This window comes from Photobacterium sp. GB-210 (assembly GCF_003026075.1).
Lineage (GTDB): Bacteria > Pseudomonadota > Gammaproteobacteria > Enterobacterales > Vibrionaceae > Photobacterium.
In genome coordinates, this window is record NZ_PYNU01000004.1 from 84217 (window position 1) to 100457 (window position 16241).

The 16241-nt window shown below is 39.3% G+C and carries 14 protein-coding genes; 5 read left to right on the forward strand and 9 right to left on the reverse strand.

Annotation, left to right across the window (positions count from 1 at the left end; all coding sequences use genetic code 11):
* Window positions 1–387 precede the first annotated feature (387 nt).
* Window positions 388–1290 carry a chemotaxis protein gene (locus C9J38_RS08620; RefSeq protein WP_107206714.1) on the forward strand — a complete coding sequence of 301 codons (903 nt, stop codon included), beginning with the start codon at window positions 388–390 and terminating at the stop codon, window positions 1288–1290.
* A gap of 73 nt (window positions 1291–1363) precedes the next feature.
* Here the strand turns inward: C9J38_RS08620 and C9J38_RS08625 are convergent, their stop codons facing one another.
* Window positions 1364–1612: a GlsB/YeaQ/YmgE family stress response membrane protein gene (locus C9J38_RS08625; RefSeq protein WP_105062604.1), complete on the reverse strand. Its 249-nt coding sequence runs from the start codon at window positions 1610–1612 to the stop codon at window positions 1364–1366.
* A 262-nt stretch (window positions 1613–1874) separates the two neighbouring features.
* On the opposite strand from C9J38_RS08625, the gene yjjG reads away from it, so the two are divergent.
* The 3 genes from yjjG to brnQ (C9J38_RS08640) all read left to right on the forward strand — a co-directional run bounded on the left by yjjG (window position 1875) and on the right by brnQ (C9J38_RS08640) (window position 6128).
* Window positions 1875–2546 carry a pyrimidine 5'-nucleotidase gene (gene yjjG / locus C9J38_RS08630; protein ID WP_107206715.1) on the forward strand — a complete coding sequence of 224 codons (672 nt, stop codon included), beginning with the start codon at window positions 1875–1877 and terminating at the stop codon, window positions 2544–2546.
* A 368-nt stretch (window positions 2547–2914) separates the two neighbouring features.
* Window positions 2915–4234 (forward strand): branched-chain amino acid transport system II carrier protein, encoded by a 1320-nt coding sequence (brnQ, locus tag C9J38_RS08635; RefSeq protein WP_107206716.1) that lies wholly within the window; start codon window positions 2915–2917, stop codon window positions 4232–4234.
* Window positions 4235–4793: 559 nt separating this feature from the next.
* Window positions 4794–6128, forward strand: a complete 1335-nt coding sequence (gene brnQ / locus C9J38_RS08640; protein WP_107206717.1) for a branched-chain amino acid transport system II carrier protein — start codon at window positions 4794–4796, stop codon at window positions 6126–6128.
* A 99-nt stretch (window positions 6129–6227) separates the two neighbouring features.
* Here the strand turns inward: brnQ (C9J38_RS08640) and C9J38_RS08645 are convergent, their stop codons facing one another.
* Window positions 6228–6533, reverse strand: a complete 306-nt coding sequence (locus C9J38_RS08645) for a hypothetical protein (protein ID WP_107206718.1) — start codon at window positions 6531–6533, stop codon at window positions 6228–6230.
* Between the two features lie 552 nt (window positions 6534–7085).
* Here C9J38_RS08645 and C9J38_RS08650 point away from each other — a divergent pair.
* Window positions 7086–7568: a hypothetical protein gene (locus C9J38_RS08650; protein WP_107206719.1), complete on the forward strand. Its 483-nt coding sequence runs from the start codon at window positions 7086–7088 to the stop codon at window positions 7566–7568.
* Window positions 7569–7629: 61 nt separating this feature from the next.
* Here the strand turns inward: C9J38_RS08650 and C9J38_RS08655 are convergent, their stop codons facing one another.
* The 7 genes from C9J38_RS08655 to C9J38_RS08685 form a co-directional block, all read right to left on the reverse strand.
* Window positions 7630–8364 carry an alpha/beta fold hydrolase gene (locus C9J38_RS08655; RefSeq protein WP_107206720.1) on the reverse strand — a complete coding sequence of 245 codons (735 nt, stop codon included), beginning with the start codon at window positions 8362–8364 and terminating at the stop codon, window positions 7630–7632.
* A 197-nt stretch (window positions 8365–8561) separates the two neighbouring features.
* Window positions 8562–9626, reverse strand: coding sequence for a hydrogenase nickel incorporation protein HypB (gene hypB / locus C9J38_RS08660; protein WP_107206721.1), 1065 nt, complete (start codon window positions 9624–9626; stop codon window positions 8562–8564).
* A complete protein-coding gene (gene hypA / locus C9J38_RS08665; protein ID WP_045128683.1) occupies window positions 9626–9967 on the reverse strand; it encodes a hydrogenase maturation nickel metallochaperone HypA in 342 nt (113 codons plus the stop codon). Before hypA ends, hypB begins: the two co-directional genes overlap by 1 nt.
* An 18-nt stretch (window positions 9968–9985) precedes the next feature.
* Window positions 9986–12376, reverse strand: coding sequence for a carbamoyltransferase HypF (gene hypF, locus C9J38_RS08670; RefSeq protein WP_107206722.1), 2391 nt, complete (start codon window positions 12374–12376; stop codon window positions 9986–9988).
* A 16-nt stretch (window positions 12377–12392) separates the two neighbouring features.
* Window positions 12393–12980, reverse strand: a complete 588-nt coding sequence (locus C9J38_RS08675) for a HupE/UreJ family protein (RefSeq protein ID WP_107206723.1) — start codon at window positions 12978–12980, stop codon at window positions 12393–12395.
* 94 nt (window positions 12981–13074) lie between these two features.
* Window positions 13075–13905 carry a formate dehydrogenase accessory sulfurtransferase FdhD gene (gene fdhD / locus C9J38_RS08680; protein WP_107206724.1) on the reverse strand — a complete coding sequence of 277 codons (831 nt, stop codon included), beginning with the start codon at window positions 13903–13905 and terminating at the stop codon, window positions 13075–13077.
* A gap of 48 nt (window positions 13906–13953) precedes the next feature.
* Window positions 13954–16116 carry a sigma 54-interacting transcriptional regulator gene (locus C9J38_RS08685; RefSeq protein WP_107206725.1) on the reverse strand — a complete coding sequence of 721 codons (2163 nt, stop codon included), beginning with the start codon at window positions 16114–16116 and terminating at the stop codon, window positions 13954–13956.
* Window positions 16117–16241 lie beyond the last annotated feature (125 nt).

Consider the following 16241-nt stretch of genomic DNA (forward strand, 5'->3'; position numbering starts at 1 on the left):
AAATAGAGAGTATTATCCTTTTATTTTCATTCAGTAATCTTTGCTGTGAATCTTCTCTCACATCAGTCGCTAAACTATGATGGTTAAGGTAAGTTATAAAATCGGATGAAAGAATATTATTCGACATCACTTCTTTATACGTCATACCTAATTAATCAACATTAATATGAAAAATCAGCTCATGCTTCAAGTTTTCATTGATAAAAACAATTTGATGTCCTTTATTTCGAACGCATAGAAAACCAGTTAAGACAGAAAAAAGATAATCAATATCGAAATTTACTAATATATTAATTGTGAATTTTTATTTATAAACGTTTGGTATAAATTACGATAGTGTTATTATAATGAATTATTAACATAAATTATCTATGCAATGGATTCGGTATGATAAAGAATGCAACGAATGCATCACAAGGGATGTTACTTTTTAAGCTGTCCACACTACAAAGCTTTGCGATTGGTACGCTTAAAGTCCGTGAAATCGTACCCTATACAAATTTAAGTGTTATCCCAAAATCTCACCCAACCGTACTTGGCACCACTACATTACGTGGCGACACTGTTCCTGTTATTGATATGGCCAAAGCAATTGGTTATCCCGCTATCAGTCTTGAAGAGCGCCAACGTTGCTTTATTATCATTACAGATTGTCGTCGTAAGTTAGTTGGATTTTTAGTCAGAGGTATTGAACGGATCACCGAGTGTAACTGGCAAAATATTGAAGCACCTCCCCAACATTTAGGTAGCGATATTTTTGTCACTGGTGTTATGCGCGATGCAGATAAGTTGATTCAACTACTAGATGTTGAATTGCTTCTCTCTAAAATATTTCCAGATGATCCTTCAACGTTATTGCCTACTCTTACCGATATTGAACGTGAGATTTTACGTCCGTTAAAAATCTTATTAGTTGATGACTCAGCCGTCGCCAGAAAACAATTAACTCAAGCACTTGATAGTATCAGTGTGCCCTACTTTGTTGCCAAAAATGGGCAAGATGCTTTTAATATGATGCAAACGGCTGCGCAAGCAAACGATCCGTTCCATATTTTGGTTAGTGATATCGAAATGCCAGGGTTAGATGGGTATGAGCTGGCATTCAATGTCAAAAACACCGATGCGCTCGTCTCAACCTATATTATTTTACACACCTCCCTTTCAAGTGAAATAAGTGTGTCTCAAGCACACCAAGTTGGTGCTCAAGAAGCACTGACAAAATTTGAAGCAAATGAATTAATACATGCGATGCTTCGGGGGGCGGAGCAGCATTTAGCATTTAGTAGCTAAAATGAAAAAAGCGAGAAATCACCCGTCATATTAGCGGTAATTTCTCGCTTTTATAATGTATTATTACATTAGATTAACGAATAAAACGGTTATAGATAAACAGAATAATAAATGCACCCAAGGTAGCGGTAATAATGCTACCAATGTTTACACCTGTTGCATGACCTAAACCAATAAATTTACCCACAAAACCACCAACAAATGCACCGCCAATACCCAATGCCATTGTTACAATCCAACCACCGCCATCTTTACCAGGCATTAAAAACTTTGCCAATGCACCAGCAATTAAACCAAGAATAATCCAAGATAAAATACCCATTAAGAGCCCCTATACTTTTAAAAATAGTAAATACTTATAATTGGTAAGTGTAGACAGGTATCCACTAACGAAGTTCAATTCTTTGTCAGGAAGTTTATAAAATCATAAGAAACTTATATACCAAATATGATTAGATTAACTTTGAGGGCATAAGATCGTTTAAATTACTCTCACCTAAAATCACTCTTTTTATTCATTCACTATAGTGTAATATGCGCGCTATTCGATGACTATAGATAGATATTATAAGGCAATAATACATATGAAATACGATTGGATTCTTTTTGATGCTGATGAGACCCTGTTCTATTTTGATGCTTTTAAAGGGCTACAGCTCATGTTTTCTCGTTATGATATCGCCTTTAGTGACGCTGACTTCAAACAATATGAATTAATTAACCGCCCGCTATGGGTGCAATATCAAAATGGCGATATTTCAGCCAGTGAACTTCAGCAAACACGTTTTCGGGAGTGGGCAAAAAAACTAAAAACAACAGAACAACAGCTTAATGATGATTACATGCAAGCAATGGCTGATATTTGCGAAGTATTACCGGGGACAACATCACTGATTCGATCTCTTAATGGTCGAGTTAAATTAGGCATCATTACTAATGGCTTTACTGCACTGCAAAAAATCCGCTTAGAAAAAACAGGACTAGCCGATTATTTTGATCTGCTCGTTATTTCAGAGCAGGTCGGCGTCGCTAAACCCGATCGCCGTATATTTGATTATAGTCTTGAAAAAATGGGCAACCCTGCACCTACTTCTGTACTTATGGTCGGTGATAACCCGCAATCAGATATCTTAGGCGGTATCAATGCAGGTTTAGACACATGCTGGTTTAATCATCAAAATCAATTATTGCCAGATACTATAAAGCCAACTTATCAAGTTTCAACACTGGCTGAACTTGAAAAAATATTAGCTTAAAAACAACAGGTTAAATCTAATAACGGATATGTATCGCGAATTTTTATTCTATATTCGCGATACATACATTATACATTCCGTATTAAATACGAATAATTACCGAATATCACTTTACAATCATCTTAAATAGCTTTAGTTTTAGGTCAATTATTTCATTCGAGCGCATCACTTATGTATTCAGTTAAGCACAACAATTTAGCAGTATCTTCTACTGTATTTGTTATGAATACTATTGCGCTTGTCTCTGTCGTCGTCGTCAAATAACGCTGACGTTTAAGCTTATTCGTCAGTTACTATTGCTGGCGGATATGTTAACTCTCCTTTTTATCTTCCAGCCAAACTGACCATTCATGTAGAAGGTACGCCGTTTGAAGAGAAGAGAACTTGCCGCCATTGGATTTATGACTTTTGCCTTATTTTTAGGGGCAGGAAACCTTATTTTCCCCCCTATGATGGCACAACAAGCCGGTGAAAACTGGTTAATTGCCATAGTAGGCTTCCTACTAACCGCCGTTGGTTTACCCGCCTTAACACTGATCGTTTTAGGTCGACTGTCATCTGCAGATAAACTCACTGCCTCATTACCACATTGGATGGATCGTACTTTCTGGTTTTTAGTATTAACGACTCTGGGGCCAGCCTTTGTTCTACCTCGAGCGGTAACTGTGGCGTATGAAATGGGTGTTAAACCTTTCTACCACGGTAACGGGTTAATGCTGTTTTCAGTGCTATTTTGCTTATTAACCTTAATTTTGGCACTGAAGCCCGGTAAGTTAGTTAGCTATATTGGTAAAGTAATGACGCCTGCATTAATCGTGATGCTAGCGGTCTTAGTGATTGCCGCTTTGATTAACCCATTAGGCTCTCCGACAGATGCCATTGCTGTTTATAAAGCAGCACCGACGGTTAACGGTATGATCCAAGGTTATATGACATTAGATGCTATCGCAGCGGTCGCATTTGGTTGGGTGATTATTCAAACGATTCGTAGTACGGGTATTAGCTGTAATAAAGCGATTTCTTACTACACATTACGTATTGCTGGTATCTACGCATTACTGATGTCTTTGTGTTATTTAGCTATGGGTTATTTAGGTGCAACGTCCTCTTCGATTGCTCCCAACTCAACCAATGGCGGTGAAATTCTAACACGCTATGCTGCTGGTGAGTTTGGTACATTTGGACAAATTTTATTAGCAACTATCACTTTAATGGCTTGTTTAACCACAACTATTGGCTTAACCAATGCAAATAGCGAATACTACAAAAATACTTATAACATCCCTTTTAAAATCAGTGCCGTTGTGATCATGAGCTTAACAGCCATTATCTCTAATGTTGGCTTAGAAACGATTATTGAAGTCAGCCTACCTGCTATTTTGATTTTATGCCCTATCGCAGTATCACTCATCATCGCCATTATTTTTATGCCGAACACTGTGAGTAACGCAAAGCGTAAATTCTCGATGAGCCAAACACTGATCGTCATTATCGCCACGTTATTTGGCAGTATTGATGCACTAAACATTTTAGGTAAGATCCCTTCCGCTATGCATCAAGATCTAACAGCATGGTTACCTTTGTTTAATGCTCATGCGTCATGGCTACTCCCTGTTCTAGTAACCATTTGTATCAGTAAAGTGACCCATATTATTCAACGTAATCGAAATACAGTTGCTACCTACTGATACTAAAATTGAAGCTATGCCATTGGTATAGCTTCAATATCAGCGTTACCACTGCTTTCAATTATTATATCGAAGCATAAAAATACAAAACCTGGCACTATCACTCACATATTTAACTATCAATATGATTTTATTTAGTTAATTGCTTTTACTTAGTCGCAATAAAACGCATACCATAAAAAAATCGTTTACAACTCTATATTTTCTTTATATGTTGTAAGCGTTAATTCAATCACAAAACAGAAGTTGTTAAGTTATGTATTCAGCACTTTGCGAACATAAAACACGAAAAAACTTAGCATCGAGCCAATTTACTAATTGGAGCGAGGCTTCTGTTGTTGATATAAAACATACAACACGAATTATTACCGCTATTATCCTAGTGATTATTCGCTAGGCTGGCGGGCAAGCTTCCGTCAGCCGAGCTGGCGGAGGATACTATCAAGTCAAATATCTTCTTTCAGCAAACCTGCGGAATACGATTTCAATCATGGACGTTTAACGCATTGCGCATTAATCGCGATGGTTGTCTATAACTTCAAAAATGCAGGAACTACATTTGAAAACACAAGACATCTTCGTACTCGGTCTCACAACATTTGCCCTCTTTCTTGGTGCAGGTAACTTGATCTTTCCACCAGCAATGGGATTAGATGCTGGGACTTCTCTGACCTCCGCAATGGCCGGATTTTTAATTACTGCCGTAGGCTTACCCGCATTTACTATTATTGTGCTAGGTCGAATTGGTAATACCAATAATTTAACCAAGGCTTTACCTAAGTGGCTAGGTACAACTTTTTGGGTATTACTTTTTACCGCTATTGGCCCTGCATTTGGTATGCCTCGCGCCGTTACTGTTGCTTATGAAATGGGTATTCAACCATTTTTTACTCATGACCATTTGGTTGCTTTTTCTATCATTTTTTCTGCCGCTACCCTATTTCTTGCATTTAAACCAGGAAACCTTGTGACTTACATTGGTAAGATCATGACGCCTGCACTGATTATTTTACTATGTGGATTAGGCTTAGCAGCATTTCTTAGCCCTCTCGGTACACCTGCTGCTCCATCTGGTGATTACCAAGTCGGTGCTGTTACAAGTGGTTTGATCCAAGGTTACATGACGATGGACGCCATTGCTGCTGTCGGTTTCGGCTGGGTGATCATTCATGCAATAAAAGCTAAGGGTGTTACAACACAACAAGGTATTGCATCAACTTCTATTAAAGTCGCATTAATTTACGCCACGTTAATGGCGTCTTGTTACATCATTATGGGCTACGTAGGCGCAACATCATCAACGATTGCTGAACATGGTGTTAATGGTAGCGTGATCTTAACTCGTTACGTTGCAGGTGAGTTTGGTCATTATGGTCAATGGTTATTAGCCGCTATTATCTTAATGGCATGTTTAACCACCACGGTGGGTTTAACCAATGCATGTGCTGAGTATTATCAAGATACGTTTAAAGCTTCGTTTGGTTTCACAGCAACAGTCATTGTTGTGCTAACAGGGGTTATCGCAAACTTTGGTTTAAACGATATTCTGAAAGTAAGTTTACCTGCCATCCTTGTACTTTGTCCGGTTGCCATCGCATTAGTATTAGCATCATTGGCGGCTTCAACATTTACCGTTTCACGCCTTACACACAGTGCGGTTCTGATCACAGCGACGCTTTTCGGTACTATTGATGCGATTAATATCTTAGGTAAGATGCCAAAAGATCTCGGTGACTTTTTCAGCTATACATTACCGCTTTACAACGCACATGCAGGTTGGTTATTACCGTCTTTATTCATGTTAATTACGACGGCGATGATTGGGCGTACAGCAAGTGCAGAGAAAAAATTTGGGCGTGTTGACTACCGATTAAAAACGGCAAATAACGATTAATAAAAAACGGCGATATTGGGGTATCGCCGTTTTTTTACTGTTGTTTTTACTATACAAGCAAAAAGCTAGGCTTCACTTTAAGCGCTAGCAATGAAAGTATTACAATTCATTCCACATTGCGGCACCCGGCGCCCATACTTCCACTCTATTTTTCTCTAAATTACAACGAAAGTTAATATCACCACGATGTGCCGGCTTTATATGATCGACAAACACCCAGCCTCGATTACTTTCAGATTGATTATCAACATCATTAGCAATAATGGTTTCAGCAGTATATTGCGTTTTATTCGTTACCAAAATTTGGCACTGCTCGATATCATTGGTAGAAGGTGGAGTAAAAGGAGTTGCTGTCATATCACAGCCAGAAAGCAGTAGAGCAAGCAGTAAGATTTTAGTTTTCATCGTAGACTATTCATAGCATCAAAATGTGTCACTAATTGCAGGCGAAAAATGAATATCAACGATATGCCATTAGCGAAGTTGCGCGGAATTGTATAGATAAAAAAACAAATTGGTAGTGTTAATTAACCTCCATCATCATTCTTTTGAAGACAGTCACTCTCATAAAGCATTACGTTAATTCCTTGTAAAAATAACGCTTAACGAATACATATGATAATTTAACATTGCTGAAATTAATTATCGAAGCAATATCCTATTAAGAAGCTATTAAGCCACTGATAAAACAATGAAGAGTTGCCAATAAAAAGCCCAAATCATTAGCCATTGTGTCATGTCCTATCGAAAAAAAACAATCTAACGCAACTTGCTTAGTTGCATCAATTAGCAACAGGCTAATGAATATTGCACCTTATTCGAGATACACAATTTAGAGAATGTCTTTATTCATAGGAATGGCGTAAAGAATGATGATATTGGCGCTCAAACGAAAATGAGCAAAGCTTAATCATGCTACTTTTTGCTCTGTCTTTATAAACACTAAAAGTAGATCAAATGAAAAAATACTGGACACCACTAACACTCGTTTGTGCACTACTTGTGCTAACTTCTGGTTCTCTCCTATTTTTAGATATTAATTCGAAAAATATTGTTCTTATGCATGAATGGATTGGTATCTTAATGGTCATTGCCGTTCTCGGGCATGCTTTCTTATATAAGAACTCAATTATCAAGCACTTATCACGTAAGAATAACATTGTAATGATGGCGGCTATTTTGTTACTGGGTATCGCAATGATCCAAAGTGATAAAGAAGTCGAACAGTCTAACAATGTCTCTGTCGCCTTGTTTGATTCTATCGATAATGCTCCAATTACGTTGATGTCAGAGCTAACTCATCAACCCATTAATAACTTAGTAGATAAAATAAAATTGGCTGGTTTTACAATTGATAATCCTAAGCAGTCCATTGTACAAATAGCACAATTAAATCATCAGCAACCTGAAGACATCATTTCTGTTATTTATAAAAAGTAAGCAATAATGCCCTGTTTATCAGGGCTTCAATCAAAGCCGATACTTAACGTCACTGTGTTATTTAAAATTTAGAGTCACTATTTATATCATCGATAAAACGATGAAATGTTGCCAAGAAAAAATCCAAATCATTAGCAATAATGTCATGTCCTGTTGCTGAAAATGCCAATCTAACGCAACCTTCTTTTTCTGCTTCTTGCTTAGCAACATCAACAATCAACTGACTAACAAACTCTGCGCCATCGCCTAAATAGGTATTATAAAAATTTAATACCGGCTTTTGGTGATAAGAAAAATCCGTAAATTCCAGTTGAGTTACCTCCAGCAGCTCAGAGTCAACAACGGGATTTATTGGCTTTAAAAGAGAAAGTTCTTGCTGAACAAATTGCTTAATATCTTTTGGAAGGCGCGCTTCAATTTTCTCAAAAATAAAGCTAATTGGCGAATCAACAGCCACCAAGGCTTTAACTAAATCAGGGTATTTATAGTTAAAATATCGACCGTAAAGTCCACCCAAAGACGGACCAAGTAAGATGGCGTTTTTAATATCTAACTCTATAAGTAAACTATGCAACTCCTGAGATACAACCTCTGGTGTCCTTACCTTTGTATTGAGTGGACTTCTGCCATAACCACCTCGATTAAATAAAAGTACACTGTAACGCTTTGCTAACTCGTCTTGTAACCATCGGTTATCTTCAATGGTAACGTTAGCTCCCGTATTAATCACTACACAATCTTTAGCACTGTGATGCTTTATATAGCAATACTCAATACCTGTAGCACTTATCATCATCTCACCTCATTTCTTTAACTTGTAAACTATTGATGAAACGATTAGTTATAGCAAAAATAAACACAGAGGATGTGAATTGAGAGGAAGGTAAATAAGGGGCATTACATTTTAATGCATGCTTTTGTGCGCATCTTTATAAAAAACCACAGGCACTTTTCATGAACCTGTGGTTTTAAATGTCTACTGAACCGTAATAACTATTGCTGTTGTTGAAGTTGCTCAGTCAGCCAATTTAACCACGCATCCATCCCTTCACCCGTTTTAGCTGAAAGTTTTATGACCTGAATTTTGGGATTCACTTTTCGCGCATTAGCAATACAATCTTCAATGTTGATATCAACATACGGCAATAGATCGACCTTGTTGATCAGCATTAAGTCAGCGGCAGCAAACATATTAGGGTATTTAAGCGGCTTATCTTCCCCTTCAGTAACAGACAAAATCGCGACTTTGCATGCCTCACCTAAATCAAAACTCGCAGGGCACACCAAGTTACCCACGTTTTCGATAAACAAGAAACCTGGCTCATTCATTGCTAATTGATGATAAGCATCGTGCACCATTTGTGCATCTAAATGGCAGCCTTTTCCTGTATTAACTTGAATAGCGGGCACTTGGGTAGCACGAATACGATCCGCATCGTTAGAGGTTTGCTGATCCCCTTCAATCACTGCACATGGATACTGCTGTTTTAGCTGCATCAGGGTTTCAGTAAGCAAGGTCGTTTTACCAGAGCCTGGGCTTGATACTAGATTCAGCACAAGCTGTTTATTGGCTTTGAAATGCTCGCGATTATGTTCAGCCAGTTTATTGTTGTTACCTAGAATATCCATCTCTAACGTCAGAAGTTGACGTTGAGAAACCCCAGCCACATGCACTTCAGCTTCGCCTTTACCGTAGTGCAGATCACCTTTATCTAGGGTTTCAGGCTGATGATGGTCATGGCTATCATGAGCATGGTTGTGATGTACGTGCGATGCATGGTCATGGTGAGAATGTTGATGATGTGGGTGGCTGTGTTCATGGTGCGATGTTGCAGCTAACGTGTAATGCACATGATGATGAACATCACCTTGATGATAGTAGTGATGATGGATCACAACAGGCTGTTCATTACTCGCTTTATGAACATTGGAGTGCGCGTGATCATGGTGATGGTCATTGTGATCACTATGCCCATGATGATCGTGGTGATGAGAACCATGATGATGGTGATCGACACCTTCTACATGGCTATCTCCGCAGCCGCATACATTACACATTACTCTACCTCAATATTTTTAATCATTAATTCGTCACCGGTTTCAACTTTAAGCTGATAACCTTGGCAATGAGGGCAGCAGACACCACGCTCATCCATTTCGATATAGCGCTGACACTCCATACACCAAACTTGAGCTTGTACAGACTCAATGGCTAACTTCGCGCCTTCTGCAATCGTTCCTCGTGTTGCAAATTCAAATCCTGTTGCCAATGCATGGGGCTCTATACACGATAATGTCCCAATCGATAATGTCACTCGAGTTACACGATGAAAGCCTTGCTTTTTCGCCTGTTCAACCACGGTATCTACCGTATTCATACTCAGTGATAATTCATGCATGACGAGATCTCTTCATTCTTATTTTTGATGTATGGCAAACCACAACTGACCTGCTGAAATAGATGCATCATTAGCAGGGAGTGCTTCACCACAAAAAAGGGATAAACTGTGCGCGCTGGCTTTTTCAAACACTTCATCAACTAATACACGGTTTTGAAATACCCCACCGCCTAAAACAATCGGTAATGGCTTATACGTTTGTCCTATGGTGACGATGACGTTCGCAATGGCACTAATAAAACTGTGCGCCAAACAATTTCGCCATGCTGGGCGATAATCATCGGCAACTAAACTTAACAGCGGTAATGCATATTCCAAAAGTGGTTGCCAATCAATCACGCCATTAGCATCAACAGCAAAAGAAATAGGTTGATGGCATCGATCTTTCATTGCCGCTTGTTCGAGTTTCAACCCGCACTCACCTTCATAATCAACGCGATCAACTAAACCTAACAAACTTGCCCACGCATCAATTAAACGTCCCATCGATGAGGTATAAGGCGATTGACTACCTGTTAGCCATAATTGGTATAAATTATTGAAATAAATATCACTCCACGCTTTAAAGGCTGATAACTGCATCGCTTTAATCGCATCGACTGAGTAACATTCCAATAAAAGGGCAAATAACAAACGAGCTGGTTCTTTTATCGCTTTTTCGCCTCCAATTAAGCGAAATTGACGTAAATGTCCGACACGTTGATAACTTTTTGGCGTAGAAAGTAAGACTTCACCTCCCCACACGGTGTGATCGTCACCCCAACCAGTCCCATCAAAGGTAAAACCTAAAACCTGCTCCGTTAAATTATGCTCAGCCATCACAGCTAATACATGGGCATGATGGTGCTGCACCTTTAAAAGTGGTGTGACCAAATGGGCTTGGGTTTGGTATTTTTCAGCAAATTGAGAGGAATGATAATTAGGGTGTTTATCACACACCAACTGCTGTGGCTTAACATTATAAAGCGCTGTTAAATGGTTAAAGGTTTCTTGATAACGTAACTCGGTATCGAGATCGTCTAAATCACCAATATAGGGAGATATTAGCCATTGCTGAGGTAATGCTAACCCTATGGTTGATTTTTGCTCAGCACCTAAGGCTACGGTGATATTGCCTGTACTTTGCTTGCTACCTGTAACGAAATGACTCACAGGCGCATAGCCTCTTGCCATACGTAGCACACGGATCTTTCCGCCAGCATAATGTACAAGGCTATCATCACACGCACTCACAATCGGACGATTATGATCTAAAACACCGCTGATTTTCCCTGAAAATTGAGTACAGACTTGAGCTAACTCAGTGGCAATAGGCATACCTGATAGGTTCGCACTGGTCATAACAAGTGTACTTGTCGCACCTATTGCTTTTAATTCATCAAACAACAAATAATGCAATGGCGTATACGGCAGCATGATTCCTAGATACGGTACATTTGGAGCAACATTTTCAGCTAATACGTCATCTGCTCGCGTTACTTCTTCTGCAACAATATCTAAACGCTTATTCATGAGAACAATAGGTCTAGCTTGCGCTACTAATGCTCTCCATTCAGCATCACAACCTTCAACGAATTGTTGAGCAATGTCATCACTTGCCGCCATAATGGCTAACGGTTTTGACTGCCGATGCTTAAGCTTACGTAAACTCGCCACAGCTTGAGCGTTCGTGGCATCACACGCTAAATGAAAACCACCGATGCCTTTAACTGCAACAATTTCGCCGCATTTAATTTTTTGTGCCAGCTGCTCAATCGCTGTTTGTTTGGTTGCAACAAGTGGTAATTCTGCGCTCGATTTTACTCGCTGCTGTGCATCATAAAGCGTTACCCAAGGGCCGCAGCAGTCACAACTAATCGGCTGAGCATGATAACGACGATCGACTGGATTTTGATATGCCTCGGCACAATCAGGGCACAACAAAAAATCCTGCATACTGGTTACTGCACGATCATAAGGTAGCGCTTTTATAATGCTGTAACGTGGACCGCAATGGGTACAGTTGGTAAATGGGTATTGGAAGTATCGAGAATCTGGATTGGAAATATCCCGCTTACAAGCATCACAAAGCCCTTGATCTGGTGAAATAGATACCGTTGTGCTTTCACCGCACTGACTTTGCTCTATACCAAAGGTATTCGGCTTTTCCAATTCAGACCATAGCGATAAAGTGCGAATTGCCACATCATCAATGCGACTTAAAGGAGGCGCTTGGTCAATTAACTGCGAAGTGAAAATAGCTAATGTATCAAGAGAGCCTTGCACATCTATTTTCACCCCTTCTGAATCATTGATCACCGAACCAACTAGCGCATGTTGTGTCGCTAGTTGGTAGACAAAGGGGCGGAAACCGACCCCCTGTACAATGCCGGTAATATGAATATATTGTCGTGCAATGTTGTCTGTCACGCTAACTGCCCTGTAATTAAGACAGCATTAAGATGCCACCAAATGCCGCCATAACGACACCTAGGACACTAGTAACACGACGATTAGCAGCTGAAGCCGCAATAGCTTTACCTAATACCACACCACACGCGTGTAGAATTGCCGTTGCTAGTACGAAACCGATAAAGAACTCAACAGCCGTTGCGCCTAAAGGCATTTCCATACCGTGAGCCATACCGTGGAATAATGCAAATGCCATTACCGCACCTGTCGCTACTTTCGCAGAGATACGACCACCCGCTAATAGCATGCCGCCCATTGCAATCACAGACACTGCAATAGCTAGCTCAACACCTGGGATCACAACACCTGATACACCTAATGCAGCACCTACAATCATGATTGAGATGAAAGCAAGAGGTAAACGTGAAATCGCTTTACCCCCCATCATTGCTGCTAATAGACCCACACCCACCATAACACTTAGGTGATCCATGCCAGTAAATGGGTGAACAAAACCACTCATGAACGCAGAAGCGTGAGGACCAATGTGACCAGGGTGTGCTAAAGCAAGAGGAGAAAAAGAAGTAGTTAGCAAGCCCAACATTAGATGTTTCATTTTCATATTAATATCTTCTTAATAAAAGTAACCGGAAATCCGGAGGGTTATAAAACACTTCACGCGATAACTAAGCGTAAAGTACGATGAAAGCACGAGATCAAATCATGCCAAAAATACGTTCTGGGTGAGCATAAGCATCGGCTCGACCACGGCGACAATGCCCTAATAACGTCATATTTAAACGATCCGCTAAATCGACAGCCATTTTTGTTGCAGAAGATACGGCAAGTAACACTTCAACACCGGCTGAGGCCGCCTTTTGTACCATTTCAAAACTAGCGCGACTGGTAACTAACACAGCACCGCCAGATAAACGCTGTTGATGGATATAACCAATTAATTTATCTAACGCGATGTGGCGACCAACATCTTCAAATGTTGCGAGTAATTGCCCATTGGCATCGATGTATGCTGCCGCGTGTGCTGCACCTGTGAGTTGATTAAGTGCTTGGTGTTGAAGTAATTGCTGTAACGCTTGTTCTAAATGACTTAAATCAAACTCAACTGTCATCGGCAATGGCATTAGCATCCGACATACGGTTTCCAATTTTTCTTCACCACAAATACCACAGCCCGTTAAACCCGCTAATGAACGACGTTTCTGCTTTAAACGCTCAGCACAACGATTTGCAACTGTAATATCAAGATTGATCCCATTATCATGATGGGTAATCAGTATATCGTGAATATCACGGTGATGATCGATAATTCCCTCAGACAATGAAAAGCCTATCGCAAACGGCTCTAAATCATGAGGAGTACACATCATCACGGTGTACGCAACGCCATTAAACGCAAGAGCAACAGGCGTTTCTTCAATAATGAAATCCATCTCTCTAAAATCGCTTTCTCCTTTGCGATAGCGAATGATCGGACGCTGACAAGCATCACTAACGGCATCAGTTGATTGCACCTCAAGAGTGGTCAAAATAGTGATCCTATAATTAAATAAAAATGTAGGCTGGTATAAAACGCATCAGATACCACCTCGAAAATCTTGGCTCTTAATCCCCATTTTCTGCATTCGAGATAACAAGGTTGTCCGTTTCAGTCCTAATTGGTTTGCCGCACCATTCGGCCCTGCGACCACACCATGACAAGCCTTTAATGCTTTAATCACGTCTGCTTTACTAATAATGGGTTTAACTACGTCACCTTTCACTGTTGATTCTGGCGTATTGATAACACCAGTAGCTTCAGGGGTAACCAATCCGACAGAAGGCGCATTCTCGGTTGGTACACAGGCAGAATGAGACGCTGTTTTTAACTCATGAACAGGAACATTAAGCACATTACCACGCGTTAAAATCACAGAGCGTTCAACAAAGTTACGCAATTCACGAACGTTGCCCGGCCATGGAAATGCGCTCATAACCGCTAAATCTTCTGCTGCAATTACGGTGATCGTTTTGCCCATTTTTTTGGCTAATTCACGGGTAAAATGTTTAACCAATAATGGGATATCTTCGGCACGTTCACGTAATGGCGGAATTTGGATAGGAAAAACATTCAAACGGTAATAAAGATCATTACGAAATTTCTTTTCTTCTACACGGCGTAATAAATCAACATTCGTGGCGACAACAATTCGCACATCAACACTGATTAATGCGTTCTTACCCACACGTTCTATTTCATTTTCTTGTAATGCACGTAATAATTTAGGCTGAAGCTCTAACGGCATATCACCAATTTCATCTAAAAATAACGTACCTTTATGCGCTTGCTCAAAACGACCAACACGCTGGCTAATCGCACCAGTAAAGGCGCCACGTTCATGACCAAACAATTCACTTTCAAATAAACCAGCAGGAATGGCGGCACAATTCATCTTCACCATATCCGTTTTGCTGCGTAGGCTTAACTTATGAATAGCACGAGCAATTAATTCTTTTCCCGTCCCCGACTCGCCTAAAATCAACACCGTACTGTCACAACAAGCAACAAGGGCAACTTGTTCAAGGACTTTATTCATCACTTCACTTTGACTAATAATATCGTCAAAAATAACGTGTTCACCCATCCCTTCATCGATGTTTACAAACTTTGTAATAGGTTGATTAGGAATGCTCGCTTGATGTGTTTTTATACTATGCATTGCTAACGCAACACGCGCAGCTATCTGTTTAAATAACTCAAGATCCGTATTTTGATATGGCGCTTCAATAGGCTTCATAAAACTGATATAACCCACTGCAATGCCTCTAAATATGAGTGGCATAACACAAGCAGTTTTAACACGACGAGGAAAGTACGGGCTATTATTATCAGCCTGCATTTTCTTAATATCTATCGCATTTAAAAATACAGGCTGTTTATTCTTAATTGCATTTTTAATTAGTTTATCATTGGTAAAGAAATGACATTGATAATCAATTTCATTATTAATAAAACAAGCAGAATGTTGATTGTAATGCCCATCTTGTAATTGAATAATCGATAGATCAGTCATACCAAAATGCTGATATAAAAAGCGTAATAATGAACCTATCAATTCTTTTTTTGTACTTTGACTTATAACAGTATTCGTCACATCAACCAGAACCTGAAAATTGTTTTTTTCAGTTGTTAGTTTTTCAGTAAATGTTGATGCCGTTTGGTGCTCTATAATATGTTCAATCATTGCTGAAATCATATTATTAAATAATTTGAATTGCTTCTCGCTCTCACTATCATCAGGCATAGTTAGATTAATATATTCAATCGCACCTAAAGGTTGATTACAAATAGATAGCGGTATTTTGCAATAATTAAAAACCGAGTCATACGCAGGATGACTTTCTAGCTGAGGAAAAGTTTGATATAGCGTTTCACCATCCATCTGATGGCAATAATCACGCATGGTAGCGCCATGCAATCCAATACTTGAGCCAGTGTAATCAAATTGCTGACATTGTTTATCTTGATCAAGGTAGTAAAGGCTTGGTTGACTATCAAGATCATTTTTTAAAAGTAGATTCACACGTTCAACATTGATAAATAATAGATCTTCATTGTTAAGAAAATCCATTACGCCTGAAATATCATTGATTGATAATAAGGCTTTAGAAAAAGTCATCAAATCACTTTCAAAGCGTTCCATGTTGGCATTAACTCTTGCTGATAATGTCGCTCGAATAGAGAGTAATAATTCAAGCATTTATTATACAATTCTCAACCATTTTAGTAACCAAGTATTGATATCAATCAATAAACAATAAATATAAATGCAAACTAATGATGAAAAACAGAGTAGATGCTAATTATTTGAGCGATATGAATGAC